This is a genomic window from Streptomyces sp. ICBB 8177, from assembly GCF_003144095.1.
In the GTDB taxonomy this organism is placed as follows: Bacteria; Actinomycetota; Actinomycetes; order Streptomycetales; family Streptomycetaceae; genus Streptantibioticus_D.
Genome location: NZ_NSKH01000018.1, coordinates 720484 through 744970, shown reverse-complemented (window position 1 = coordinate 744970; position 24487 = coordinate 720484). Strand labels below are relative to the sequence as shown.

General features: G+C 73.0%; 26 protein-coding genes. 10 read left to right on the top strand and 16 right to left on the bottom strand.

All coding sequences use genetic code 11. From position 1 onward, the window contains the following. Positions 1–211: 211 nt before the first annotated feature. Positions 212–442, top strand: coding sequence for a hypothetical protein (locus CK485_RS11670; RefSeq protein WP_109449694.1), 231 nt, complete (start codon positions 212–214; stop codon positions 440–442). A 127-nt stretch (positions 443–569) separates the two neighbouring features. Here CK485_RS11670 and CK485_RS11665 read toward each other — a convergent pair whose 3' ends face one another. Next, positions 570–1319, bottom strand: a complete 750-nt coding sequence (locus tag CK485_RS11665) for a Mut7-C ubiquitin/RNAse domain-containing protein (RefSeq protein ID WP_241968295.1) — start codon at positions 1317–1319, stop codon at positions 570–572. A 121-nt stretch (positions 1320–1440) separates the two neighbouring features. Between CK485_RS11665 and CK485_RS11660 the strand changes: the two genes are divergently transcribed. Then, a complete protein-coding gene (locus CK485_RS11660) occupies positions 1441–2853 on the top strand; it encodes an APC family permease (protein WP_109449690.1) in 1413 nt (470 codons plus the stop codon). A gap of 26 nt (positions 2854–2879) precedes the next feature. On the opposite strand, the gene CK485_RS11655 is transcribed toward CK485_RS11660, so the two are convergent. From CK485_RS11655 to CK485_RS11615, 9 genes are all read right to left on the bottom strand, one after another. After that, on the bottom strand, positions 2880–3890 hold the full coding sequence (locus tag CK485_RS11655) for a serine hydrolase domain-containing protein (protein WP_241968443.1): 1011 nt from the start codon (positions 3888–3890) through the stop codon (positions 2880–2882). A gap of 59 nt (positions 3891–3949) precedes the next feature. After that, positions 3950–4870: a hypothetical protein gene (locus tag CK485_RS11650; protein ID WP_109449687.1), complete on the bottom strand. Its 921-nt coding sequence runs from the start codon at positions 4868–4870 to the stop codon at positions 3950–3952. Then, positions 4867–5832, bottom strand: coding sequence for a hypothetical protein (locus CK485_RS11645; RefSeq protein ID WP_241968294.1), 966 nt, complete (start codon positions 5830–5832; stop codon positions 4867–4869). Before CK485_RS11645 ends, CK485_RS11650 begins: the two co-directional genes overlap by 4 nt. Next, positions 5829–6536: a hypothetical protein gene (locus CK485_RS11640; protein WP_109449685.1), complete on the bottom strand. Its 708-nt coding sequence runs from the start codon at positions 6534–6536 to the stop codon at positions 5829–5831. Before CK485_RS11640 ends, CK485_RS11645 begins: the two co-directional genes overlap by 4 nt. A 12-nt stretch (positions 6537–6548) precedes the next feature. Beyond that, positions 6549–6740, bottom strand: a complete 192-nt coding sequence (locus CK485_RS11635) for a hypothetical protein (protein WP_109449683.1) — start codon at positions 6738–6740, stop codon at positions 6549–6551. A gap of 261 nt (positions 6741–7001) precedes the next feature. Beyond that, positions 7002–9095: a xanthine dehydrogenase family protein molybdopterin-binding subunit gene (locus CK485_RS11630; protein WP_109449681.1), complete on the bottom strand. Its 2094-nt coding sequence runs from the start codon at positions 9093–9095 to the stop codon at positions 7002–7004. After that, the gene (locus CK485_RS11625) at positions 9092–10093 is read right to left on the bottom strand and encodes a xanthine dehydrogenase family protein subunit M (RefSeq protein WP_109449679.1); all 1002 of its coding nucleotides are present in this window, start codon (positions 10091–10093) and stop codon (positions 9092–9094) included. Before CK485_RS11625 ends, CK485_RS11630 begins: the two co-directional genes overlap by 4 nt. Continuing rightward, complete coding sequence (locus CK485_RS11620) at positions 10090–10608, bottom strand: 2Fe-2S iron-sulfur cluster-binding protein (protein ID WP_109449677.1); 519 nt, start codon at positions 10606–10608, stop codon at positions 10090–10092. The genes CK485_RS11625 and CK485_RS11620 overlap by 4 nt, the downstream gene beginning before the upstream one ends. Before the next feature lie 99 nt (positions 10609–10707). Continuing rightward, positions 10708–11271 carry a TetR/AcrR family transcriptional regulator gene (locus CK485_RS11615; protein ID WP_109449676.1) on the bottom strand — a complete coding sequence of 188 codons (564 nt, stop codon included), beginning with the start codon at positions 11269–11271 and terminating at the stop codon, positions 10708–10710. A 124-nt stretch (positions 11272–11395) separates the two neighbouring features. On the opposite strand from CK485_RS11615, the gene CK485_RS11610 reads away from it, so the two are divergent. The 3 genes from CK485_RS11610 (at position 11396) to CK485_RS11600 (ending at position 13604) form a co-directional block, all read left to right on the top strand. After that, positions 11396–12583: a cytochrome P450 gene (locus tag CK485_RS11610; RefSeq protein WP_241968293.1), complete on the top strand. Its 1188-nt coding sequence runs from the start codon at positions 11396–11398 to the stop codon at positions 12581–12583. Positions 12584–12588: 5 nt separating this feature from the next. Then, a complete protein-coding gene (locus tag CK485_RS11605; RefSeq protein WP_109449672.1) occupies positions 12589–12807 on the top strand; it encodes a ferredoxin in 219 nt (72 codons plus the stop codon). 191 nt (positions 12808–12998) lie between these two features. Then, the gene (locus CK485_RS11600) at positions 12999–13604 is read left to right on the top strand and encodes a hypothetical protein (protein WP_146214522.1); all 606 of its coding nucleotides are present in this window, start codon (positions 12999–13001) and stop codon (positions 13602–13604) included. 66 nt (positions 13605–13670) lie between these two features. Here the strand turns inward: CK485_RS11600 and CK485_RS11595 are convergent, their stop codons facing one another. Then, a complete protein-coding gene (locus CK485_RS11595; protein ID WP_109449668.1) occupies positions 13671–14363 on the bottom strand; it encodes an HAD family hydrolase in 693 nt (230 codons plus the stop codon). Between the two features lie 154 nt (positions 14364–14517). Continuing rightward, complete coding sequence (locus CK485_RS11590; RefSeq protein ID WP_109449666.1) at positions 14518–16233, bottom strand: hypothetical protein; 1716 nt, start codon at positions 16231–16233, stop codon at positions 14518–14520. Between the two features lie 294 nt (positions 16234–16527). Here CK485_RS11590 and CK485_RS11585 point away from each other — a divergent pair, with 294 nt between their 5' ends. The 4 genes from CK485_RS11585 (at position 16528) to CK485_RS11570 (ending at position 18927) form a co-directional block, all read left to right on the top strand. After that, positions 16528–17061 (top strand): universal stress protein, encoded by a 534-nt coding sequence (locus CK485_RS11585; protein WP_109449664.1) that lies wholly within the window; start codon positions 16528–16530, stop codon positions 17059–17061. A gap of 113 nt (positions 17062–17174) precedes the next feature. Further along, entirely contained in the window at positions 17175–17567 is a 393-nt protein-coding gene (locus tag CK485_RS11580; protein ID WP_109452831.1) for an MmcQ/YjbR family DNA-binding protein, read from the top strand. 26 nt (positions 17568–17593) lie between these two features. Then, entirely contained in the window at positions 17594–18058 is a 465-nt protein-coding gene (locus CK485_RS11575; RefSeq protein ID WP_109452829.1) for a low molecular weight protein-tyrosine-phosphatase, read from the top strand. Continuing rightward, on the top strand, positions 18055–18927 hold the full coding sequence (locus CK485_RS11570) for a fructosamine kinase family protein (RefSeq protein ID WP_199239316.1): 873 nt from the start codon (positions 18055–18057) through the stop codon (positions 18925–18927). Before CK485_RS11575 ends, CK485_RS11570 begins: the two co-directional genes overlap by 4 nt. 42 nt (positions 18928–18969) lie before the next feature. Here CK485_RS11570 and CK485_RS11565 read toward each other — a convergent pair whose 3' ends face one another. The 3 genes from CK485_RS11565 to CK485_RS11555 form a co-directional block, all read right to left on the bottom strand. After that, positions 18970–20721 (bottom strand): MFS transporter, encoded by a 1752-nt coding sequence (locus tag CK485_RS11565; protein ID WP_109449662.1) that lies wholly within the window; start codon positions 20719–20721, stop codon positions 18970–18972. Next, complete coding sequence (locus CK485_RS11560) at positions 20718–21167, bottom strand: MarR family transcriptional regulator (protein WP_109449660.1); 450 nt, start codon at positions 21165–21167, stop codon at positions 20718–20720. The genes CK485_RS11565 and CK485_RS11560 overlap by 4 nt, the downstream gene beginning before the upstream one ends. A 171-nt stretch (positions 21168–21338) precedes the next feature. Next, complete coding sequence (locus CK485_RS11555; RefSeq protein ID WP_109449658.1) at positions 21339–21521, bottom strand: antitoxin; 183 nt, start codon at positions 21519–21521, stop codon at positions 21339–21341. A gap of 218 nt (positions 21522–21739) precedes the next feature. Here CK485_RS11555 and CK485_RS11550 point away from each other — a divergent pair, with 218 nt between their 5' ends. After that, positions 21740–22804, top strand: coding sequence for a PP2C family protein-serine/threonine phosphatase (locus CK485_RS11550; RefSeq protein WP_241968291.1), 1065 nt, complete (start codon positions 21740–21742; stop codon positions 22802–22804). Positions 22805–22858: 54 nt separating this feature from the next. Here CK485_RS11550 and CK485_RS11545 read toward each other — a convergent pair whose 3' ends face one another. Continuing rightward, on the bottom strand, positions 22859–24469 hold the full coding sequence (locus tag CK485_RS11545) for an APC family permease (protein WP_109449655.1): 1611 nt from the start codon (positions 24467–24469) through the stop codon (positions 22859–22861). Positions 24470–24487: the final 18 nt, after the last annotated feature.

Sequence of the window (24487 nt, the reverse complement as noted above, 5' to 3'; positions counted from 1 at the left end):
ACCACGTTCGACAAGAGCTTTGACGCGTAGTGAACGACATTGCTCCGCTTGCCGGTTGACCACCACCCGGCCGGCGTACCTGGCCCCCGCCTCTATGATCAGCCCGGGTTCGCCGGTCCCGTCTCGAACGGCCGGTCCGGCGGCCCGCGTTGATCCGCCCGTACGGCGGTGGCGCCGCGACGGGTCGTACCGAGGGAAATGAGGAAGCGCCGTGCGTGAGTACTACGAGCGCGAAGAGATCATCGAGCGGGACGGGTTCTTCGGCGGGGAGGAGATCATCGAACGCGAGACGGTCGTCGAGCACCGCGGCGGGTTCTTCGGCCGCGATGAGGTCATCGAGCGGGAGACCATTGTGGAGGAGCGCGGCGGCTTCCTCGGCGGCCTCTTCGGTGGCGAAGAGGTCATCGAGCGCGAGGAGATCGTCGAGCGCGACTTCTTCTGATCCCGGCGCGGTACCGGTTGCTCCGGCGCGGTGCCGCTCGTACGAGCGTCGTCAGCGCGCGTCGTGCCGCGGCCCCGCGTGGCGACGCTCGTACGGCCGGGCCGTCGGCCCGGCCGTCCGGCATCGCTCACCGGCCGGCGACCGCGCCCTGCCCGGGGGTCCCGAACTCCCGCACCGCTTCCTCCACGATGGCGTTCAACCGCTCGTGGTGGGCGCCGCGCCAGTAGACCTGGCCGCAGTCGGCGCACTGCGCGTACACGTCGTAGCTGCGTTCGGTACCGCCGTGCAGCCGTTCCCTCACGGCCTCCTTGCCCGCGTCGCGCAGCAGTCCGTTGCACGCGGTGCACCTGGTCCACGGCCGCAGGGGCGGCGCGAAGCGCGACAGCACGTCCTTGAGCTGCTCCGGGGGCCGGTGGCTGTAGACGTAGCCGCCCGCCCACAGCTCGCGGCGGTGCAGCAGGCCCCGGTCGCGGGAGAGCATGACCCGCCGCTCGGCGGCCGAGCGCGCGGCCAGCGCCGCGTCGCCGATGTCCACGCTCTCGTACGCGGTGTCCACGCCCAGCAGCCGCAGCCTTCGGGCGAGCGTGCCGAGGTGGACGTCGAGCAGGAAGCGGGGCGGTGCGGGCAGCCGCTGAGGGCGCGTCACCTCGCGCACCCGTACCTCGTCCCCCTGGACGGGGACGTAGCGGGGCGCGACCTCGCGCCCGCCGACGTACAGCGCGCCGACCTCGGTCAGCGGCACGCCGAGGGACTCGACCACGTGCCCCAGCGTGGAGACACCGTCGGTGCGCACCTGCGCGCCGTCCTCCCGCAACCGCGCCGCCACGAAGACGTGCAGGTGAGGGGCGAAGGTCAGCCGGATCGCAGTCCTGTCCACACGGCAAGCATGCCAGCGCGGCGCCCCGCCGTGCCAACGTCTTTCGACGCACGCGGCGCGCTCCCGCGCGGGCCCGCTCCCCGGCGGTACGTTGGTCGGACGCGCGTTCCAGGGGAGCCCCATGAGCGAGTCAGACCACGAGACGGCAGGCCGGCCACGACCGGAGGGCGCCGACGGCGACGAGTCGCTGTCGCGGTTCGGCTACGAGCAGGAGTTGCGCAGAACGCTGGGACTGCGCGACCTGCTGGTGTACGGCATGGTCTTCATGGTGCCGATCGCGCCCTTCGCCATCTTCGGCGTCGTCTTCGACACGGCGAAGGGCATGGTGCCGCTGACCTACGTCATCGGGCTGGTGGCGATGGTGTTCACCGCGCTGAGCTACCGGGAGATGTCGCAGGCCTTTCCCATCGCCGGGTCCGTCTACGCGTACGCCGGGCGCGGGCTGCGGCCGGAGGCGGGGTTCCTCGCCGGGTGGGCGATCCTGCTGGACTACCTGCTGGTGCCGACACTGCTGTACGTGACCGGGGCGGTGGCGTTGCAGTCGGTGATCGGCGGGGTGCCGCAGTGGCTGTGGATCGTGGTGTTCGTGGTGTTCAACACCAGTGTGAACATGCTGGGCATCCGGACCACGGCGCAGATGAACAAGCTGTTCCTCCTGGCGGAACTGGTCATCCTGGCGATGTTCGTGGTGCTCAGCGTCATCGCGATCAACGAAGGCAAGAACGGCGCCCATTGGAGCACCACGCCGTTCTACGACTCGCACGTCTTCTCGGTGGGCCTGGTCTTCTCCGCCCTGTCGGTGGCCGCCCTGTCGTTCCTCGGCTTCGACGCCATCTCCACCCTGGCCGAGGAGGTCCGCGGGGGCCGGAAGGTGGTCGGGCGCGCGACACTGCTGTCGCTGTGCCTGGTGGCCGCGTTGTTCGTCGTGCAGACCTATCTGGCGGCGTTGCTGCTGCCGGGCCGCACCTCGCTGCCCAACCAGGCGGCGGAGAACACCGCGTTCTACGACGTGGCGCGGATCGCGGGTGGCGTGTGGTTCAAGGACGTGGTGGCGATCTCCAGTGCCCTGGCCGCCGCCGTCGCCAACTCCCTGGCGGCGCAGGCCGCGACCTCCCGACTGCTGTTCTCGATGGCACGCGACGGCCAGCTGCCGCGTTTCCTCGCGCACGTGCACCCCACCCGGAAGGTGCCCGAGCGCGCGGTGCTGCTGGTCGCCGTGATCAGCCTGGGCCTGGGGCTCGGACTGGTCGGGCAGGTGGGCCTGTTGTCGTCACTGGTGAACTTCGGCGCGCTCTTCTCGTTCCTGATGCTGCACCTGTCGGTGATGTTCTACTTCCTGGTGCGCAGGCGTGAACACACCTACGGGATGCACCTGGTGGTACCGCTGATCGGCTTCGCCATCATCGGCTACGTGCTCTACAACGCCGACTCCAAGGCGCAGATCGGCGGTTCGTGCTGGCTTGTGGTCGGCATCGCGATCCTGGTGATCCGCAAGCTGACGGGCCGTTCGACGGAACTGAAGCTGGACGCCTGAGAGCGCCCGCCCGGACGCCCGGCGGCTCACGCCGTGGGGCCGGATCCCGCGACGTCCAGCAGCAGCCCGTAGGCGGTCGGGACGAAGGCGTCGCTCTTGCGGAAGCGGCGGGTGCAGGCCGCGGCGAGGGCGGCGCCGGTGCCGGGGCAGAAGCCGAGGAACGCCTGCTGCCCGCTGGTCGCCCCGCAGTGGAAGTACACCGGCCCGTGCTCGGTGGAGTGCTGGAACCAGGTGAGGGTGTGGACCTCGCGGCGGCCCCACCCGCGGCGCAGCAGCGGTTGGCGCACCGCCCGCAGCGCGGGGCCCAACGCCGTGGTGTCCGGCCGCAGGTGGGCTTCGAGGAAGCCGAGCATGTCGTACGGCGTGGCCCGTACCGCGCCCGCGGCCGCGAAGCCGGCCACGTCCAGCGGCGGCAGCTGCGTCGTCCCGTCCCTGCGGTGTCCCACGGCGTCCGTCCCCGCGGCGCCGGACGGCCGCAGCGCGGTGTCGCGCAGGCCCAGCGGGGCGAGCACCTCGGCGGTCAGCAGCTCCTCCCACGCGGTGCCGGTCGCGGCGGCCAGGGTGTGGCCGAGGACGGAGGCGCCGAAGTTGGAGTAGTGCCACCGGGTGCCGGGGCGGTGCCGGGGCCGGGCGCGCAGGAAGGCGGCGACGACGCGGTGCGCCGGGTAGCCGGAGAAGGGGTCGGTCGTCCAGCGCGGCAGCGCCTGCGGGTAGAAGTCGGCGGGCAGGGCGGGCAGTCCCGAGGTGTGGGTGATCAGGTGGGTCAGCGTGACGCGCTCGACCCCGCCGTGCCGCCTTCCCGGGTCGAGCAGCTCCGCGGCGCCGTCGTGGTAGCCGACGCGGCCGGTGCCGACCAGCCGGGCGAGCAGCAGTCCGGCGAACGGCTTGGAGGCGGAGCCGAGTTCGTACCGCAGCCGGTCGCGTCCGCCGGGCGGGGCCGGTCCGGTGCCGCCGTGCCGGACCCGGCGCGTGCCGTCGACGGACAGGGCGAAGACGACGTCGGGCGCCTCGACCGCGGCGACCGCCCGCTCCAGCAGGAGGTCCGGGTCGTCGGCCCGCCGTGGCCGCTCGGCCTCGGTCCGCGATGCCGTCGTGGTCACGACGGCTCGGGCGTCAGCGCGGACAGCGAGCGGGACAGGGCCAGCGCGGAGGCGAAGGCGGCGACGAGGGTGGGGTGGTAGACGAGGTCGAAGACGTCGTCCGGATCGCCCTCGGGCATCTCGCGCACCACGGGCATGGCACCGTCCGGCTGCTGGGCGGCGGCGAAGCCCTCCCACGCGGCCTCGTCGAAGGTGGGGCGCGGCAGGCAGGCGTCGACCACGAGCAGTTCGCCGAGCAGGTCCCAGCGCCGCAGTTCGAGCCAGTCGTCCAGCCACACCGGCAGCCAGTCGGCCAGGTAGCCGGCGATGTGCGGCGGCAGGCGGTCGGGCCGCTCACCCCACTCGGTGAGATGGAAGACGGCGTGGGTGATGTCGTACGCGATGTGGCCCTCGACCGTCCACGGCTCCGGGGTGCGGGCCAGCCAGGTCCGCGCGGCGGCCTCGTCGACGGACGGCTCGGGGCGCAGGCCGAAGCGGCGCTGGAAGGCGGACAGGCTCAGCCGCCGTACCGGGGTCACCTCGAACGCCGACCAGCTGGCGAGGCGGTGGTTGAGCCGGGTGAACCGCTCGATGTCGGGCTGCTCGTAGCCGAGTTCACGCAGCGGCAGGTAGACCTCGAAGGGGATCGGCGAGATGGGTTCGGTGCGGGCTCCCTCCACCAGCATCCGGCCGCCGTCGAGGGTGTCGCGCCAGACGTGGTCGAGCAGTTGGCGGGCGAGCTGCGTCTGCCGTGAGCCGGCCACTCCCTCGCGGAAGATGACCCCGCAGATGAGGGCGAGTTCACCGACGGGCTTGAAGCGGTCCATCAGGCCGATCTCGGGGTCGGCGTCGAGCTCCAGCCGGAAGCCGTCGCGGTGGGCGTGCAGCCATTCCAGGGCCCGCAGACCCACGCCGTGGATGAGCCGGGTGCTGGTCATGTGCGTGCTCCGTCCAGCGGTTCGGTGGCGAGCGGAGCCGTCCGCGGCGGCGAGGCCGCCCGCTCGGTGGTCAGGGTCGCGGCGAAGGCGGCGACCAGGGTGGAGTGGTAGCAGTTGGCGAAGTTCCTCGGCCTGCCGCCGACTTCGGGCAGGCCGCCCTCCTCGTCCTGGGCGTCGGCGATCCTGGCCCACACGCTCTCGTCGGAGTCCCGGCCCGCCGCGGTGTCCGGTTCCGGGTCGGACGGCTCGGGCAGGGCCGCGGCCACGGCGAGCAGTTCGCAGCCCAGGTCCCACTGCCGGTCCTCCAGGCAGCCGTCCGTCCAGGCGGGCAGCCAGGTGCCGAGGTAGCGCGCGAGGTCGCCGGGCACGGCGTGCGGCGCGGCGCCCCAGTTGGTGAGGTGGAAGACGGTGTGGGTGAGGGCGTAGCCGCTGGGCCGCTCGAAGGCCCACGGTTCGGGCAGGGCGGCGAGCCAGGTGCGGTCCAGCGCGGCGGCGGTGTCGGCGGACCGCGGGAAGCTGCTGCGGCATTCGGAGTTGAGGATGCCGAGCCGCCGGTTGGGGTCCTGCTCGGTGGCCCGCCAGTTGCGGGTGCGCAGGACCACGGCGCTCAACCGCTCGAACTCCTCGTGACGCAGCCCCGCTTCGGCGAAGGCCGCGTAGATCTCCAGTGGGTAGGTGGCGAACGGTTCGGCGCGCAGCAGATCGAGAAAGAGCGTCCCGCCGTCGGTCTGCCGCCAGGCGAAGTCCAGCAACCCGGCCGCGATCCGGTGCCGTTCGTCGGCCGTGTGGGTGGCACGGCGGATCGACAGGCTGAACTGGGCCAGTTCGCCCAGCGGTTTGAGGGTGCGGTCCACCGGGACGCCCGGGTCGGTCACGTCGGCGGGCAGGGCGAACCCGTCGCGGTGGCCGTCGATCCAGCGCAGGGCGTGGCGGGCCACCGCGGTGGCGTACGGCGTGGTCACGCGCGCAGTCCTTCGTCCAGCAGGCGTTCGTCGCGGATGTGCCGGGCGACGTGCGCCTGGAGGGCGACGCGGGGGTCGTCGTCGCTCATCAGCAGCACGAAGTCGAGGCCGGTGTCGAGGCCGAGGGTGTCGGGGACGCCGTCGAGCAGCGCCAGCCATCGGGCGGCACCGGCGGCCTGCAGCCAGTCCCTGCGGCGCACCGCGCGCACGAAGCCGCGGGCGAGGTCCACCGGCCGCAGCGCCGCGGTCGTGGCGACCTCGCTGGGCATACCCGGCAGCGCGAGGGCGCTGAGGACAGCCAGCTGATGGGTGAACCGCTGCCAGGGCAGCGATTGCAGCCAGGAGGCGCCGGGCTCGCCGGTGTCGGGGAGCGCCGGGTCCTCCTCGGGGCCGCCCAGGGCGCGCAGCGCGCGCCGCATGCCCCAGTGGCTCCAGGCGGTGACCGGCGCGGCTCCCGGGGCGGCGGGGAAGGCCAGGGTCGCGGTGCGGAAGGCGGCCACCCGCTCGGGGGGCAGCGGGCAGCCGGCGAGGGTGGCGGGCAGCAGCACGTCGGCGCCGAGGACCCGTACGGCGGCGAGTGCGAGTTCGTCGTCCGCGAGGGCCGTGCTCCCAGCGAGGTGGCCCCCGCCCCGAAGGGCGGAGACCACCTCGTGTGCCAGGTCACGCACCGCGCCCGTCAGCGGGGGCAGGCCTGACTGACTCATGCGGGTCCCCCGTCAGCCCTTCTTCTTGGGCCGAGGAGTCGGGGGCGACAGCAGAACCTGGCCTGCGCCACCGGCCAGCGCCAGTGCGGCGCACTCACGGGTGTCCCGGAAGGTCCCTTCCGCTTCCGCGGGGTTCAGGGCGGCTTCGAGGTCGGTGTCGATGCCTTGTGCGACGTCCCGGACGACGGATTCCTCGGAGAACATGCAACCATCCCCTAAGTGGGAAGTGCGGTTTCGCTTACCTGTCCAGTGGAACGCACAACGACCCATCCCGCAAACGGTCCAGCGGGCGGCCGGGAAAAAATTGTTGTTTGACGTTCATTTACCGGTCGGCAAGTGACGTAAATACCCGCTCAATTGAAAGCGCAACGGAAAAGAACACGAGAGAACGGCACGTCACAACAGTGACGTGCCGTCAATCACCTTGTTCGGCACGCTGGTTCAGGGGCCCGGTCAGATCCCGCTTCAGAGGTCGAGGCGAATCGCGTCCGGATGGATCGGAAGCCGCCTTACGCGAATACCCGTGGCATGGCGCACAGCATTGGCCAAAGCTGCCGCCGCGCCGACGATGCCGATTTCGCCGATACCCTTGGATCCCATCGGATTCAGGTGCGGATCGTCCTCGTCGATCCAGTGCACGTCGATCTCCGGAACGTCGGCACAGGCGGCGACGTGGTATGAGGCCAGATCCCGTTCGGTGAAGTCGCCGAACTGCGGGTCCAGGAAGCTGCCTTCGGTCAGCGCCATGCCGAGCCCCATCGTCATCCCGCCGATGAACTGCGACCGCGCGGTCCGGGGGTTGAGGATGTGCCCCGCCGCGAAGACACCGAGCATCCTGCGCACCCGCACCTCGCCGGTCACGGTGTCCACCTGGACCTCCGCGAACTGCGCCCCGAAGGCGTGCCGGGAGTACTCCTTTCCGCTGCCCGCCTCCCGCTCGGTGTCCGCCCGCACGAGCAGGCCCTCATCGGGCACACGACCGCCCGCGTCGCTCATCCGCCGCCGCAGGTCGGTGCAGGCCTTGTGCACCGGCCAGCCCCACGAGGCGGTGCCGGACGAGCCGCCGGCGACCGATCCGGCGGGCAGGTCGCTGCGGCCGACGCTCACCCGTACCCGGTCCAGCGGTACGCCGAGGGCGTCGGCGGCGATCTGAGTGAGCACGGTGCGGGCGCCGGTGCCGATGTCGGTGGCGTTGACCCGTACCTCGTAGCGGCCGTCCGCGCCCGCGTACGCCTCGGCCTGCGAGGGCGACACCCACACCGGGTACGTCGAGGCGGCGACACCGCTGCCGATCAGCAGCGGGCCGTCACGGCGCACGGCCGGGCGCGGGTCGCGGTCGTGCCAGCCGAAGCGCCGGGCGCCCTCCCGCAGGCAGTCCACGAGGTGGCGGCTGCTGTACGGCCGCCCGGAGTCCGGCTCCACCGGCGGCTCGTTGCGGATGCGCAGTTCCACCGGATCGAGGCCGCAGGCGACGGCGAGTTCGTCCATCGCCGACTCCAGCGCGAACATCCCCGGGCACTCCCCCGGCGCCCGCATCCACGAGGGGCTCGGCACGTCGAGCCGGGCCACCCGGTGCGTGGTGAGGCTGTGCGGGGAGGCGTACATCATCCGGCTGGAGACGGAGGCCTGCTCGACGAACTCGGTGAGCGTCGAGGTCTGGGTGACCGTCTCGTGGGCCAGCGCGTCGATGTGGCCGTCGGCGTCGGCGCCCAGCCGCACCCGCTGGATGGTGGGTGCGCGGTGGCCGGTGACGGCGGCGATCCGGTTGCGCGGCAGCGCGAGGCGCACCGGGCGGCCCACGGCCCTCGCCGCGAGGGCGGCGAGCGCGACGTGCGGACGCGGGGTGCCCTTGGAGCCGAAGCCGCCGCCGACGTGCTCGCTGACGACGTGCACGTCGTCCTCGTCCACCTCGAACAGCGTGGCCAGGGTCGAGCGCACGACGGTCGAGCCCTGGTTGGAGTCGAAGACGGTGAGAGCCTCGCCGTCCCACACGGCGGTCGCGGCGTGCGGCTCCATGGGGTGGTTGTGCAGCGGCGTGATCTCGTAGACGGCGTCCACGGTGACCTCGCTCGCGGCGTAGGCGGTGTCGAAGTCGCCGCGCCGCCGGTCCGCCGGGTGGCCCGCGTTCACCTCGTCGGGGGTGTAGAGCCCGGGGTGGTCGGCCGTCAGGACCACGTCGTGCGGCTGCTCGTCGTAGGTGACTCGCACCGCGCCCGCGGCGGCCCGGGCGGCCTCGAGCGTCTCGGCGACCGCGAGCGCGACGATCTGGCCGTGGTGGGCCACGTGCGGGGAGCGCAGGACGTCCACCATCGGGTCGCCCGCGTCCGCGAGCCGGGGCGCGTTGGCGTGGGTGAGGACGGCGAGCACCGCGGGGTCGCGGAGCGCTTCGCCGTCGTCGACGGCCGTGATCTCGCCGCGGGCGACGGCCGAGGTGACGGGCCAGGCGTAGGTGAGGCCGTCCAACGGGTGGTCGGCGGCGTACCGGGCGGCGCCGGTGACCTTGTCGAAGGCCTCGATACGGGCGACGGCGTCGCCGGTGACGCGGGGAAGGGTGGTCACGGCGTCCCTCCTGCGCTCGCGGCGGCCAGTTCGGTCAGCACGGCCACCGCCATGCGGCGCGCCAGCGGCACCTTGTAGCCGTTGTCGCGCAGGGGGTGGGCGGCGGCCAGTTCACGCCGTACGGCGTCGTCGAAGGCGGCGGTCGTGGCGGGCTCGCCGAGCAGCGCCTCCTCCGCGGTCCTGGCCCGCCACGGCTTGGCCGCAAGCGCGCCGAAGGCGATGCGCACGTGGTGCACGAGGCCGTCGCGAACCTGGAGGACGGCACCCACCGAGGCGAGCGCGAACGCGTAGGAGGCGCGGTCGCGGGCCTTGCGGTAGGCGCTGCGGGCGCCGGGCATCGGCGGGGGCAGCTCGACGGCGGTGATCAGTTCGCCGTGCCGCAGGGTGGTGTCGCGGTCGGGCTGGTCGCCGGGCAGTCGGTGCAGGTCGGTCAGCGGCACCCGGCGCGGCCCGTTGGCCGAGGCCACGTCCACGATGGCGTCGAGCGCGGCGAGGGCGACGGCCATGTCGGAGGGGTTGGTGGCCACGCAGTGCTCGGAGGCGCCCAGCACGGCCAGGTCGCGGTGCGCGCCCTGACGGGCCGGGCAGCCGGTGCCGGGGCGCCTTTTGTTGCAGGGCTTGCCGACGTCCTGGAAGTACGGGCAGCGGGTGCGCTGGAGCAGGTTGCCGCCGACGGTCGCCGCGTTGCGCAACTGGGTCGACGCGCCGGACAGCAGCGCCTGGGAGAGCACCGGGTAGCGCTCCCGTACGAGCGGGTGCACCGCGACCGTGCTGTTGCGCACGGCCGCTCCGATCCGCAGGCCCCGGGTCCCGGTCTCCTCGACGGCGTCGAACGGAAGTCCGCTGACGTCCACCAGCAGGTCGGGCACGGCGACGCCGAGTTTCATCAGGTCGACCAGGTTGGTGCCGCCGCCGAGGTACGTCCCCGTGGGCGCGTCGGCGAGCAGGGCCACGGCCGCGTCCGCGTCGGCCGGGCGTTCGTAACGGAAGCTCTTCACCGGGCCACCTCCCGCACGGCGGCGACGATGTTGACGTAGGCACCGCAGCGGCACAGGTTGCCGCTCATCCGTTCGCGGATCTCCGGCGCGGTCGGCTCGACGGGACCAGGTGGGGTGTCCGGCGGGGTGACGACGCTGGGCCAGCCGGCCCTCGCCTCGGCGATCGCGGCGACGGCGGAGCAGATCTGGCCCGGTGTGCAGAATCCGCACTGGAAGCCGTCGTGGTCGACGAAGGCCTGCTGCACGGGGTGGAGCCGGTCGCCGTCCGCGAGCCCCTCGACGGTGGTGACGTCAGCGCCGTCCAGCGAGACCGCGAGCAGCAGGCAGGCGTTGACCCGCCGGTCGCCGTCGAGCAGCACGGTGCAGGCGCCGCACTGGCCGTGGTCGCACCCCTTCTTCGGCCCGGTCACCCCGGCCTGCTCGCGCAGCAGGTCCAGCAGCGTCGTCCGGTTGTCGATCACCCGGGAGAACGGTTCCCCGTTGATCCGCAGCCCGACCCGACTCGTCCCGTCCATGCCGCGTCCTCCTTCGTCCCCGGTTTCCGGGGTATCCCACCCGGGCCGGGACGAAACACGCACCGGCGGCCATCCGGGCCTCGGCACCGGAGCGCGCGCCTACTCCCACAGCCGTTCCACCGCGCGCAGGACCAGCGCGCAGATCTCCTCCGGTGCCGCTTCGGACAGCGGCTCGCGGGGTTCGACGACACGGAGCAGGCCGATGCCCAGGAGCCAGGCCATCGCCAGTTCCGCCCGCAGGGCCGCGTCCGGGGCGCCGGACAGGGACGCCAGGGCCTCGGCGTAGCGCGTGCCGAGCGCCTGGAGGGTGTCGGCCGCCTCGTCCCGGCCGCCGACCGAGCGCAGGTAGACCTCAAGCGAGCGGTCGCCGGGCGCGGTGGAGCCGGTCTCCAGCAGGCCGCGCAGCGCGGTCTCGAAGAGCTTGTCCGCGGGCGTGGCGCGGACCTGTTCGTGCCCGCCGCGAGCCATCGCCTCGACCAGCAGGCCTTTCTTCGAGCCGAAGTAGCGGTAGACCAGCGCCTGGTTGACGCCCGCGCGCTCCGCGATGTCCCGGACCGTCGCCGCCTCGTAGCCGCGTTCGGCGAACAGCTCCGCCGCGGCGGCCAGCAGCCGCGCCCGCGTCCTGGGCGCGTCCCTGCGGTGCCGCTGGGCCGGGTTCTCCATGGTGCTGACCTCCTGGGACGCGGCCGCCCAGGATAACGGCCGGACGGCGTCGTTGACCGCCCCACCGGCCCCGCCTACGGTTGTCAACGCGTGCTTACTTAACGGATTCCCACCGGAGGAAACGGTGACCGTGAACGACACCGCACTGGCGTACCCCTTCAACTCCGCGGAAGGACTGGCCCTTTCGGACGCGTACGAGAAGGCACAGGGACAACCGGGCCTGTTACGCGTCCAGCTCCCCTACGGCGAGCCCGCGTGGCTCGTCACCCGCTACGAGGACGCCCGGCTCGTCCTGCGCGACCGCCGCTTCAGCCGGGCCGCCGGCGCCGACCACGACGAGCCCCGGCAGTCCGAGGGCAGACTCGGCAGCGGCATCCTGAGCATGGACCCGCCGGACCACACCCGGCTGCGGTCGCTGGTGGCCAAGGCCTTCACCGTGCACCAGGCGGAGAAACTGCGGCCGCAGGTACGGCAGTTGTGCGCGGAGCTGCTGGACGAGATGGAGGCGGCCGGTCCGCCCGCCGACCTGGTGGACCGCTTCGCGCTGCCGCTGCCCGTCGCCGTGATCTGCCGGATGCTGGGGGTGCCCGCCGAGGACCGCCCGCAGTTCCGGGTGTGGAGCGACGCCGCCCTCTCGACGAGTTCGCTGACCGCCGCGGAGTTCGAGGCCAACCGCGAGGAACTGCGCGCCTACATGCGCAAGTTGATCGACCTCCACCGCGACGAGCCGCGCGACGACCTGATGACGGCGTTGATCGACGCCCGCGACAACGGCGACCGACTCAGCGAACTCGAACTGGTCGACCTGTGCGTCGGCATCCTGGTCGCCGGGCACGAGACGACGGCGACCCAGATCCCCAACTTCGTCCTCACCCTGCTCGACCACCCCGACCAGCTCGCCGCGCTGCGCGAGGACCCCACGCTGATCCCGGCCGCCGTCGAGGAGTTGCTGCGCTTCGTGCCGCTGGGCAGCGGCGCCGCGCAGCCGCGGTACGCCACCGAGGACATCGAGGTCGGCGGCACGCTGGTACGCGCCGGAAGCCCGGTCCTGGTGGCGACCGGCGCCGCCAACCGCGACGCGCTGCGCTTCACCGCGCCCGGCACGCTGGACATCACCCGCGAGACGAACCAGCACCTCGGTTTCGGTCACGGGGTCCACCACTGCCTCGGCGCCCCGCTGGCCCGGCTGGAACTCCAGGAGGCGCTCGCCGCCCTCATCGGCCGGATGCCGGGGCTGCGCACGGCGGGGGACGTGGTGTGGAAGTCCGAGATGCTGGTCCGCGGCCCGCGGTTCATGCCGGTGGCGTGGTGAGGCCGGTGAGCTGGGAGGTACGGGTCGACCGCACCCGCTGCATGGGATCGGGCATGTGCGCCGCCATCGCGCCGGACGCGCTGACGCTGGACGGTGTGCACGCGCGGCCGGTGGCGGACGAGACGGCACCGGACGAGAGCGTGCTGGACGCCGCCGACGTGTGCCCGGCGCAGGCCATCACCGTGCGCGCGGCGGGTGAGATCGTAGGGCCGCGACCAGACTGACGGGGCGTCATGTCCCTTGAACGGGAAGCCACACGGCCATCGGTCGAACGGGGAAGTCTACCGTTCGCGCCCGCACCGCGTGGGCCTTCCCGGGGAACTGTCCCGATCCAGCGCTGTCATGGATACCGTGAGCCCTCTCGCTGCGCAGCGTGACTCCAACCATCCAGACAGCGAACGGAGTGGTGACGCCGATGGGCAGACACCGGCGGCCGGTGGGCGAGTTGTGCACGCGATCGACGATGGTGAAGGCGGCCGCCGCCATGGGGGTGGCGACCGCCATCGCGACCGGGGTGACCGCGGTGGTCGACGGCCCGACCGGCGCGCAGGCGGCGCCGGAGCCGTACCGGGTGCCGCTGCGGTCGCTCGCCCCGGCCGCCGTGGCGACGCCGTCGGGCTCCGCCGCGGCGGGGGCCGGGCGGACGGTGCCGAGCGGCACCGCCACGCAGGACGCCGTGGCGCCCCGGCTCGCGCTGGCCTCGTCCGCGCCCCTCGCGACCGGGGGCGTCACGTCGCCGGGCACCGCGAGCGGGCCGGGATCCGGAGGCGGGGGCGCCACGGCATCGGGCCCAGGGACCGGATCCGGCCGGCCGAGTCCTACGGCCCTGCCGACGGACCCCGGCGGAACCGCACCGTCCTCCAGTCCCACGACGCCGGGACCGGCGCCCACGAGCGGGGGCGGAGGCGGAGGCGGGAAGGGCTCGGGCGGCGGTGGTGTCCTCACCACGGCCGTGGACGGTGTGGTGAACGGCGTGGGGGCCGTCGTCCACCTGATCGGGGGGCTGCTCGGCGGCGGGTGAGGCGGCCGACGCCGCCGGCAGGGCACCCGATGCCGCCGGGGCACCTGGTCCCGTACCGCCCGCTCGTCAGCCGCCCAGTGCGGACGGCTTTCCCAGCAGGCTGTCGTCGAGGTGCGCCAGCAGGTCGCGCGGTCCGTCGTAGACCTCTTCCGCGCCCGCGTCCAGCAGGTCCTGCCGCGGGAAGCCGCCGGACAGCACGCCGACGCTGCGCACCCCGGCCCGTCCCGCGGCTTGCGCGTCCCACACCGCGTCGCCGACGAAGACCGCGTGGCGGCCGGGCACTCCCGCGCGTTCCAAGGCCCGCTCGACCAGGTCGGGGGCGGGCTTGCTGGCCTCCACGTCGTCGGACTTGGTCACCGCGTCGATGACGTCGTCCGCGTCCAGCGCGTCCCGCATGACCTGGAACTCCGCCGGTTTCGCCGAACTCGCCAGCACCACCGTCCAGCCCCGGTCGGAGCAGGCGCGCAGCAGGTCGGACGCGCCGTCGAGCGGAGCGAGCCGGGACCAGTACTGCGCGTAGAGCACGCCGTGGGCGCCGCTGATGTCGTCGTCGCGCGAGGTGTCGCGGCCGGACCCGAGCAGGTGCTCCAGCAGGTGGTCGCTGCCCATGCCGATGGCACGGTGGATCGCGGCCATCGGCACGGTGTGCCCGTTCTGCCGCAGCGCCTCCCACCAGGCGACGGTGTGGAGGTGGACGGTGTCCATCAGTGTGCCGTCCACGTCGAACAGCACGGCCCGGGAAGCGTCCCGTCCGGCCATGTCACCACCTCCGCGATCCCGTTCGTCGCGCGCGCCTCACCGCGGCCCACGCGCTGCCTCGGCGTGACGGGTACCCCGGACGGGCGCATGCATCCCAGCCGGCCCCGATCGCCTGCCTCACGACACGAACGGGATTGCGTGGCTTCCGGCGGGGTCAGTTGCGGGTGAGGGTGCGGGAGGCGGCCGCCGCGATCGCGATGCCCAGGGTCCAGCCGAGCACCGTGAGCACCACCGTGACCGCTTCAGGGACGCCGTGGTACTGCCAGACGTCCGGCTCGCCGAAGCGGATCACCGGGATCAGGTGGTCGGCCGTGTAGAGCACGGGGTTGAACGAGGAGGTGTCGTCGGTGGCCACGTGCTGCGGGCGGACCTGGTCGAAGTAGGCACTGCCGGCCACCAGCAGCACGGCCGCCCAGCCGATCGCGCGCAGTGGCCGGTACCCGTAGCCGACCAGCACGTCGAGCAGGTGGCCGGGGACCCGGCGCCACCAGGGCAGCCGGGCGCGCTGGGCGCGCTGCTTGGCCAGCAGGACGGTCCTGGCCTCGCCGTCGATGCCCAACGAACGGTAGTACGCGGCGAGTTGCTCGTAGGGCTGGGCCCGGAAGCCGCCGGTGACCGTGGAGTCGGAGCGCGTGACCTGACGCCTGATCAGGTCCAGGCGTTCCCGCGCGTCGCGGTAGTCGGAGAACGGCCCGTACTTCAGGCCGTCGAGGTTGAGACGCTTCGGCCAGCAGCCGGGCTCGTCCCGGATGCCGCCGTCGACGGTGACCGAGTACACGCTCAGGTACGCGTCGGGACTCGCCATGCCGACGAGGTCGAGGTGACCGGTGATCCTCGATCCGGTCAGGTGGACCTCACCGTCGGCCCGGAATCCGTCGCCGAGCTTGAGCGCGCTGTCGACGGTCATGCGCATGGCGTGCAGCGCGACGGCGCGACCCGGCGCGGGTTCCAGGTGGGCGCCGCTGAGGTCGAGGCCGTTGCCGAACTTCGCCCCCGGCACTCTGATCTGCCCCCGTGCGCTGAACGGGCGGCCGTCGCGTGAGCCGTCGGGCCACAGGCGCGTGTCACCGGCCACCGTCAGCGCGTCGCCGTACAGCGCCGTGTCACCGAGGCCGTCGAGGGTGGCCCCCGCCAGCAGCAGCGAGCTGCCGATGCGCGCGCCGGGCAGCCGCAACTCGCCGTGGGTGCGCAGCCGTTGGGCCAGCAGGCTGCGGCCGACGTGCATGCCGCCCGCGTTGAGCGACTTGCCACTGGTGTTGGCGTGGCCGATGACCGCGTCGGCGAGGGTGACCTGGCCGGTGATCTGCGCGTTGATCAGGCAGAACGAGCCGGCGACCCGGGTCCGGGAGGCGAACAGGCTGCCGTCGACCCGCAGGCCGTCCGCGTGGACCGAGCGCCCGGGCCCGGCCACCACGGTGTCCCGCAGATCGAGCGTGCCGCGTATGTGGGCGCCGTACGCGCTCAGGCGCAGCAGCCGTGATCCGCTGAGGTCGACCGACTCGGTGACGGCGCCCTCCAGGTCGACCGCCGCGTCGAAGCGGCACTGCCGCAGCTGGAGCAGGGAGGAGACACGCCCGTGGTCGACGCGCAGCTCCCCGGTGACGCGGGCGCCCGCGACACGGACCGCCGCGACCGCGCCCGCCGAGGCGGAGCAGGCGCCGAGCAGCAGGGCGGCGATGACCTCGGCCCGCACCGTGCGGTCGGCGGTCCAGACGTCGGCCCGCTCGGGGTCGTCCGCCTCCGGGTCGCCGGTGCGCAGGTCGACCAGCTCGCCGCGGGGGAAGGCGCGCCAGACCCGGTGTTCGGTCTCGCTGAGCCGGCCGAGGCGGCGCGGCACGGTGCCGGCGGGGAGAACGGTAGTACGACCCATGGGCGTCATCCTGCCGTAGACCGGGGCCAGTTGGGACGGCGGGCCGATCCTGCCGCCGCTCAGGCGCCCCGAGGTGCCGCCGGAGCCTCCGGAGCCGGGGCGCTCGCCGGCCCACCCGTCCCGGGCCCGCCCCCGGGTGACCGCGCGCAGCCTGTCGCCACCTGCGCGTTGCCGGGGATTGTATGGAAAGTCACCCCAACTGACCTAAGAATCAACCTATCCAGATGATATTCTTCCCATGAATCGAAAGTTCAAGAGGTTGCGTAGTCGTTCTTTGGAAGGGGACGGATAGTCATGGCCGGGGGCAAGCGAGTCATCGTCGGTGTGAGTGAGTCACCCGCGAGCCTGGCGGCGCTGCGACGGGCGGTCGCCGAGGCGCGCCGCACGGACGCGCTGCTGGTGCCGGTCCTCGCGTGGATGCCGCCCGGCGGCGAGCGGGCCTACCGCAGCCACCCCGTCCCGCAGCTGCGCTCCCGCTGGGAGCAGGAGGCCCGCCGCCGCCTGGACACCGCGTTCGAGCAGGCCTTCGGCGGCTACCCGTCCGACGTGGACGTCCACCCGCTGCCGGTGCAGTACGCGGCGGGCCCCGCGCTCGTCCAGCTCGCCGATCAGCACGACGACGTCCTGGTCGTGGGCACCGGCCGGCGGGGCAGGCTGCGCCGCCTGGTGCACCGCTCGGTCAGCCGTTACGTGCTGGCGCACGCGACGTGCCCCGTCATCGCCGTCCCGCCGCCGGACCTGATGCGTGAACTGAGCCTGCCGGCAAGGGCGTTGCGCAAACTCCCGGTGATGGACACCCCCCAGTGGGCGACTGCGGTCCGCGGCTGACGCGCACCCCAACTCGCCTCGCCGCCCGCCCTGTTCGGTCACCGCCGGGCGGATGGGCGCCGTCGGACGGTGATCGGTGGCACGGTGGGGTGGTGATCGCGCAGACTGTGGGCATGACCCCGGACGAGCTCAGGGCCGCCTGCCTCGCGTTGAACGGCGCCGTGGAGGAGTACCCGTTCCCCCGCAACCCCGACGTGGCCGTCTACAAGGTCGGGGGCAAGATCTTCGCGCTCAGCGCGCTGCCCGTCACGCCGCTCTCGGTGAGCCTCAAGTGCGAGCCCGAACTCGCCCTCCGTCTGCGCGCCGAGCACCCGTGCATCGTGGGCGGCTACCACCTCAACAAGAGGCACTGGAACACCGTGACGCTCGACGGCTCGCTGCCCGACCGCATGGTCGAGGAGATGATCGAGGACTCCTACGACCTGATCGTCGCCGCCCTCCCCCGTCACCGGCGCCTCCTGCTGGACTGGCCGGGGGAGCACGCGGACGGCGAGGACCCGCGGTGACCGGGACGGCCGATACCCTGGGCCGCGTGCATGTGTCGTTCGTGTGCAGCGGGAACATCTGCCGCTCCCCCAGCGCCGCCGTGGTCTTCGGCGAGCGGCTGCGCGAGGCCGGTCTCGCCGGTGAGGTGCGGGTCAGCAGCTGCGGCATCGGCCCGTGGCACGTCGGCGAGCCCATGGACGTGCGCTCCGCCGAGGTGCTGGACCGCAACGGCTACCCCACCGGTCACGTCGCGGCGCAGTTCGGCCCGGAGCACCTGGACGCGGATCTGCTGGTGGCCATGGACCGCGGCCACGAGGAGGCGCTGCTGCGCAGGGTAGGCGACCGCGGCCGGGTGCGCCTGCTGCGGTCGTTCGATCCTGGGGCGGGCGGTGATCTCGACGTGCCCGATCCGTACTACGGCGGCGCGGACGGCTTCGACGACGTGCTGGCGATGATCGAGGCGGCGATGCCCGGCCTGCTGGCCTGGGTACGCGTCCGGCTTCCGGCATGACCGGCGGCGCTGAGGATCCCGCCGACGTGGCCGCCCGGCTGACCAGCCGCCGCGTGAGCCGGAGCCTGTCCGCGCACGGCGGATCCGGGCCGGCGGAGGTGACGCTGGACGGCGTGGGCACGGTGGTGGTCAAACGCGGGAGCGACCCCCGTTCGGCCCGCGCGGAGGCGGCGGGGCTGCGCTGGCTGGCCCGGGCGGGCGCCGTACGGCTCCCCGAGGTGCGCGGTGCGGACGACGACTGGCTGGTCGTGGACCGGGTGGAGACCGCGGCCGCGACGCCCGAGGCGGCCGAGGAGTTCGGGCGGGGGCTGGCCGCGCTGCACGCCGCGGGAGCTCCCGCGTTCGGCGCGCCGCCTCCGGGCGGTCCGGCCGACGCGTGGATCGGGCGGGCCCCGATGGCCAACCGCACGGGCCAGAGCTGGCCCCGGTGGTACGCCGAGTACCGCGTGCTGCCGTACCTGCGCGACGCCGTGGACCAGGGCGCGCTGAGCACCGGCGACGCCGCTGTGGTCGAGCGGGTCTGCGACCGCCTGCCGGAGCTGGCCGGTCCTGACCGGCCGCCCGCGCGGCTCCACGGCGACCTGTGGAACGGCAACGTGCTGTGGGGCGCCGACGGCCACGTCCGGCTGATCGACCCTGCCGCGCACGGCGGTCACCGGGAAACCGATCTGGCGATGCTGCGGCTCTTCGGCTGCCCGCACCTGGAGCGCGTGCTGGACGCCTACGACCGGGCGGACCCGCTGGACGACGGCTGGCGCGGGCGCGTGGCGCTGCACCAGTTGTTCCCGCTGCTGGTGCACACCGTCCTGTTCGGCGGCGGTTACGCGGCGCAGGCGGTCGCGGCGGCCCGCTCGGCGCTGCGCGGGTAGGGACCCGGCAGCGCCGGGCGGGCGATCACGCGGGGCGGGCCGTCACGAGGAGGACGACGGCGTCTGCGGCCGCTCCCGCTCACCCGTCGTGGCCGCGGACACCGGCGGCGCGGGCTGGTGCCGGCCGCGCGAGAGCGAGGCGACCGCGGAGACCACGGCCATCAGCGCGGCCACCGAGAAGACCGTCACCAGCCCGTGGTGGAACGGCCCGGACACCAGCCGGGGGAAGAACTCGTGCCCGGTCAGGGTGTTGGCCTGGGCGGTCGTGACCTTGTGCAGCACGCCGCTGGGCTCCAGCAGGTGGGCGATCGGGTTGTTGCCCAGGAAGGTGGCGAACAACGTGCTCACCGGAGGCAGTGACGCCACCTGGTGGGCGGTGCCCGCGGGCACGCCCTGAGCCATCAGCCCGCTGGTCAGGGTGTGCGGCAGCTTGGACGCGAGACCGGAGATCATCAGCGAGAAGAACACGCCGATGGACAGCGCCGTACCGGAGTTCTGGAAGGTGGAGCGCATCCCGGACGCCACACCGCGCTGCTCCGGCGCCACACTGCCCATGATCGCGGAGGTGTTGGGCGCGGAGAACATCCCCTGCCCGATGCCGCTGAGCAGCAGCAGACCGGCGAAGGCGAAGTAGTTGAAGTCCACCGGCAGCATCAGCAGCCCGCCGAACGACAACGCCACCAGCACCAGCCCGGTGGTCGAGAACAACCGGGCGCCGAAGCGGTCCGACAGGTAGCCGGAAGTGGGGCCGGCGATCAGGAAGCCCGCGGTGAGCGGCAGCATGAAGATGCCCGCCCACAGCGGGGTGTCCTCGAAGTTGTAGCCGTGCAGCGGCAGCCAGATGCCCTGCAACCAGATGATCAGCATGAACTGCAGGCCACCGCGGGCGATGGCGGTCAGCAGCGCGGCGAGGTTGCCCGCCGCGAACGCCCGGTTGCGAAAGAGAGCGAGCCGGAACATCGGCTCCTTGACGCGGGTCTCCACGAAGCAGAAGACGACCAGCAACGCGATGCCGCCGAACAGCCCGCCCAGCACCTTCGGACTGCCCCAGCCGGTCGGCGCGCCGCCATACGGCTGGATGCCGTAGGTGATCGCCGCGAGCAGCAGGCCGGCGCCGGCGGTGAAGGTCAGGTTGCCCACCCAGTCGATGCGTCCGGGCTTGCGGCTGCCCGTCTCGCGCAGGCTGCGGTACGACCAGATCGTGCCGACCACGCCGATGGGCACGCTCACCCAGAACACCGCGCGCCAGTCGATCGCGGCGAGCAGGCCGCCCGCCAGCAGGCCGAGGAACTGTCCGGCCAGCGCGGTGATCTGGTTGATGCCGAGAGCCAGGCCGCGTTGTCTCGCGGGGAACGCGTCGGTGAGGATGGCGGCCGAGTTGGCGGTGAGCATCGAGCCGCCGAAGGCCTGCACGACGCGCCAGCCGATCAGCCACAGCGCGCCGCTGCCGCCCTTGAACGGGTCCAGGGACAGCGCCAGTGAGGCGCAGGCGAAGATCGCGAAGCCCAGGTTGTACATCCTGACCCGGCCGAACATGTCGCCGAGTCTGCCGAGGACGACCACCAGCACGGCGGAGACCAGCAGGTAGCCGAGGATCATCCACAGCAGGTAGCCGATGTTGCCGGGGGCCAGCGGGTCCAGGCCGATGCCGCGGAAGATCGCGGGCAGCGAGATGATCACGATGGAGGAGTCCACCGTGAAGATCAGGACGCCGAGGGTGGTGTTGGACAGGGCGACCCACTTGTAGCGGTCGCCGCCGGCGGTGGCGTCATTGGGGCGGTCGGTGGCCTTCACAGTCGCTCAGCCAGCCTCTCCAGCAGCGGCAGCAGGGCGAGCAGGCGGCCGCGTTCGTCCTCGTCGAAGTCCTCCCGCAGCACCGTGGTCAGGCGCTGGACGCTCTCCGAGCGGCGGTCGAGCAGCACGCGCTCCGCTTCCTCGGTGGCGGTCAGCACGACCCGGCGGCCGTCCGCGGTGTCCGGGCGCCGCCGCACCAGGCCGCGTTCCTCCAGCACCGCGAGCGTGTTGGCCATGGCCTGCGGGCGCACCCGTTCCAGCTCGGCCAGCACGCTCGGGGACTCCGGGCCGTCCTGGCTGAGCCGCGAGAGCACCGAGACCTCGGAGAGTGCCAGGTCACCCACGGCGTGCTGCTGACGCAGGCGCCGCGCGATGCGGCCGACCGCGAGCCGCAGCCCGTTGGCCGCCCGAGCGGCGTCGTCTGTCGCTTCCGTTCCTTCACCCATAGGTACTAACAATAGGCTTATCAGCCTGATGTTAGTAACCCCAGGGCGGAAAGGAACCGGCGCCCGGTCCGCGCGCGGGACGAGCCGACGCCCGGCGCGGTGCGGCGCCGGGCGTCGTCCTGCCCGCGGGTCAGCGGAGAGCGTGAGGGGGTCCGGTGGTGTGCGGCTCGCTCAGCGCTGGTTCCCGCTGTCGTCGCCGAACTCGTTCTTGAGGCGGTCCTGCGCCGTGTCGACCTGGTCGCTGTACTTGCGCCCGGTCTTGTCGTCCACCATGTCGCCGCCCTTCTCGACGCCCTTGTCCACCTGCGACTCGTGGCCCTTCAGCATGTTCTTGAGCTTGTCCAGCATGGACATGGGAAAGCCTCCTTCGCCTAGGTCCCCCACGTCCCAGCATCACCGCACCCAGCGGCTTCCGCATCCGCGAGCGCGGGGGCCGGGGGCGACGACTAGAATTGACGGGCGAAACAGCATGTTTCGCCCAATCATCCACAAGTCCTCCCGCCGACCAGTCCTCGACGCCGCGAACGGGACCCGCGCCTATGGCAACCTTCCCCGGACGATGGCCGCGGTACGTGGGATTCGTTCCGGCCGCGCTGGCCGCGGGCGGACTGGTGTGGAACGCCCTGTCGCCGAGCGAGTACTGGGGGGACGGCATGGTCGCGGCGGCGTGCGTGGTGGCCGGGGCGCTGACCTCGCTGCGGTACACGGTGCTGGTCGGCACCGTGATCACGCTGGGGATCATCGCCCTGATCGCCAGGGACGGCTACGTGGGCCACACCTCCGGCTCGCTGGAGCTGGCCAACACCGTCTTCGCGGCCCTGGTGGGGGTCGCCGTCAACCTGATCATCGCCCGGCACGGCCACCGGCTCGCGGTCGTGCGGTCCGTCGCCGAGGCGGCGCAGGCCGCGGTCCTGCCGGCACCACCGGCCCGGGTCGGCCCGCTGGCGGTGGCGGCCTGCTACCAGGCGGCCCAGACCGAGGCCCTGATCGGCGGCGACGCCTATGCCGTGCAGCCCAGCAGGTACGGGCCCCGGCTGCTGATCGCGGACGTACGCGGCAAGGGGCTGGGGGCGGTCCGGGCGGTCTCGGTGCTGCTGGGCGCGTTCCGGGAGAACGCCGACCGCGCGCCCGACCTGGTCACCCTGGCCGACCGGCTGGAGCAGTCGCTGCTGCGTGAGCTGGTCGGGCGGGAGCGGGACGAGGTGGGCCTCGAGGGGTTCGTCACCGCGCTGCTCGGCGAGTTCAGCCCACGCGGCGACACCCTGCGCCTGCTGGACTGCGGCCACCCCGCGGCGTACCTGTTCGGCGACGGGGGCCTGAAGGCGCTGGAGTCGGCGGACCCGGGACTGCCGTTGGGGATGAGCGTCCTGGGCGTCGCGCGGCCCGCCCCGGACTGCTGGCCGGTGGCGGTCGGCGACACGCTGCTGCTGGTGACCGACGGGGTCACGGAGGCCAGGAACGGGGCTGGCGTCTTCTACGACCCGATGACCGAGCTGGCCGGCGCCGGCCCGTTCCGCTCCCCCGGCGACGCGCTGGACGCGGTGCTCTCAGGGGTGCGGCGCTGGACCGGCGGGCCGCGCGACGACGACATGGCGCTGCTCGCCGTCACCCGCGTGCCCGGGCCCCCGGCCGCCTGACGGGCTTCAGGCGGCCGGGGGCCCGGGGGCCCGGGGGGTGGACGTTCGCGGGTCTCAGGCGGGCGCGGGCTCCTCGTCGTCCAGCGGGCGCCATCGCCGGGGCAGCGGGTGGGCGGCCAGGTGGCGTGCGGCACAGCGGATGCCGGACACGTAGGCCACCAGGCTCATCGCGGCGACCGCCACCGAGTCCCAGGGCGCGGGCAGCCAGCCCTGCCCGTCGAAGGTCCCGACGGCGGAGAAGACCCCGAGGGCCAGCAGGTAGCCCACCAGCCACACTCCGTTGACCAGGTCGGCCGGATCCTGGTCGTGCCGGATCTGCTGGTACGCGTAGAGCACGACGGAGACCAGCAGCACCGGCAGTGCGATCCTCAGCTCGTGCCAGCCCGCCCAGTAGAAGATCAACGTGGCGATGGCGAAGCTGACCGGGGCGATCAGCCGGGTCCCGCGTACCCAGTTGGCCATCCGTTCGGGGTCGGCGTGCCGGACCGAGGCCTCGGCGACGACGGTCAGGGAGTAGGCGAACAGGCCCAGCACGCTGGTGGCGGCGACGATGGACTGCCAGTTGCCGAACGGCAGCAGGAACGCGACGCCGACCAGGTAGTTGACCACCAGGGCCCGGCGCGGCACGCCGGAGCCGCGGTGCACGTGGGCGACCCACTCCGGCAGCAGCCGGTTCTTGCCGAGCGCGTACACCTCGCGGCTGGTCTCGGCGGTGAAGACCATCGCCGAGCCGCCCGGGGAGGCGATGGCGTCGCCGTAGAGCACCCAGGACAGCCAGGTCAGGTTGAGCGCGGTGGCCAGCTGGGCGAAGGGCGAGTCGAAGTCGATGCCGTGCCAGCCGTGCAGCAGGTCGGCCCCCGGCACGGCGCCGATGAACGCCAGTTGCAGCCCGAGGTAGACCAGCATCGACAGCACCAGCGCGGTGATGACGGCCCGCGGGATGTCCCGGCGCGGATCACGGGCCTCGGCGGCCAGGTCGATGGGGCCCTGGAAGCCGGTGTAGGCGTAGATGATGCCCGCGGTCGCGATGGCCGAGAGCGGCGCCGCGTAGCCGTAGGGGGCGAAGCCCCCGTGGGAGCTGAGGTTGTGCGACTGGAATCCGGAGGCGAGCAGGGCGACCACGGTGATCGCCGGGACGGCGAACTTCGCGATCGTCACCGCCAGGTTGACGTGGGCGAACAACCGCACCCCGAACCAGTTGATGGCCACGAAGACGGCCATGAACGCGAGTCCGAGGATCACCCCGAGCGGGGTGAGGCGTCCCCCGGAGAACAGCCCGGGGACGTATTTGCTCATGTACTGGAGCATGGCCGCCGACTCGCTCGGCGGATTGGTCGCGTAGGCCACCCAGATACCCCAGCCCACCAGGCTGGCGACCAGCCGCCCGGAGGTGTAGAGCGGCCACCGCACCAGGCCGCCCGCCTCCGGCATGGTGGCGCCCATCTCCACCATGACCAGGGCGATCAGTACCAGGGCCAGCCCGCCGACCACCCAGGTGATCATCGAGGCGGGCCCCGCGGTGGCCGCGGCGTGCATCGGGCTGAGGAGCCAGCCCGATCCGATCACGCCGCCGAACGCGACAGCCGTGAGGTGCCAGAACCCAAGATGACGACGAAGGTGCCGGTCCTCCGGCACCTCCCGCTCGTCCGCGGCTTCGATTGTCATCCCATCCCACTACCCCAC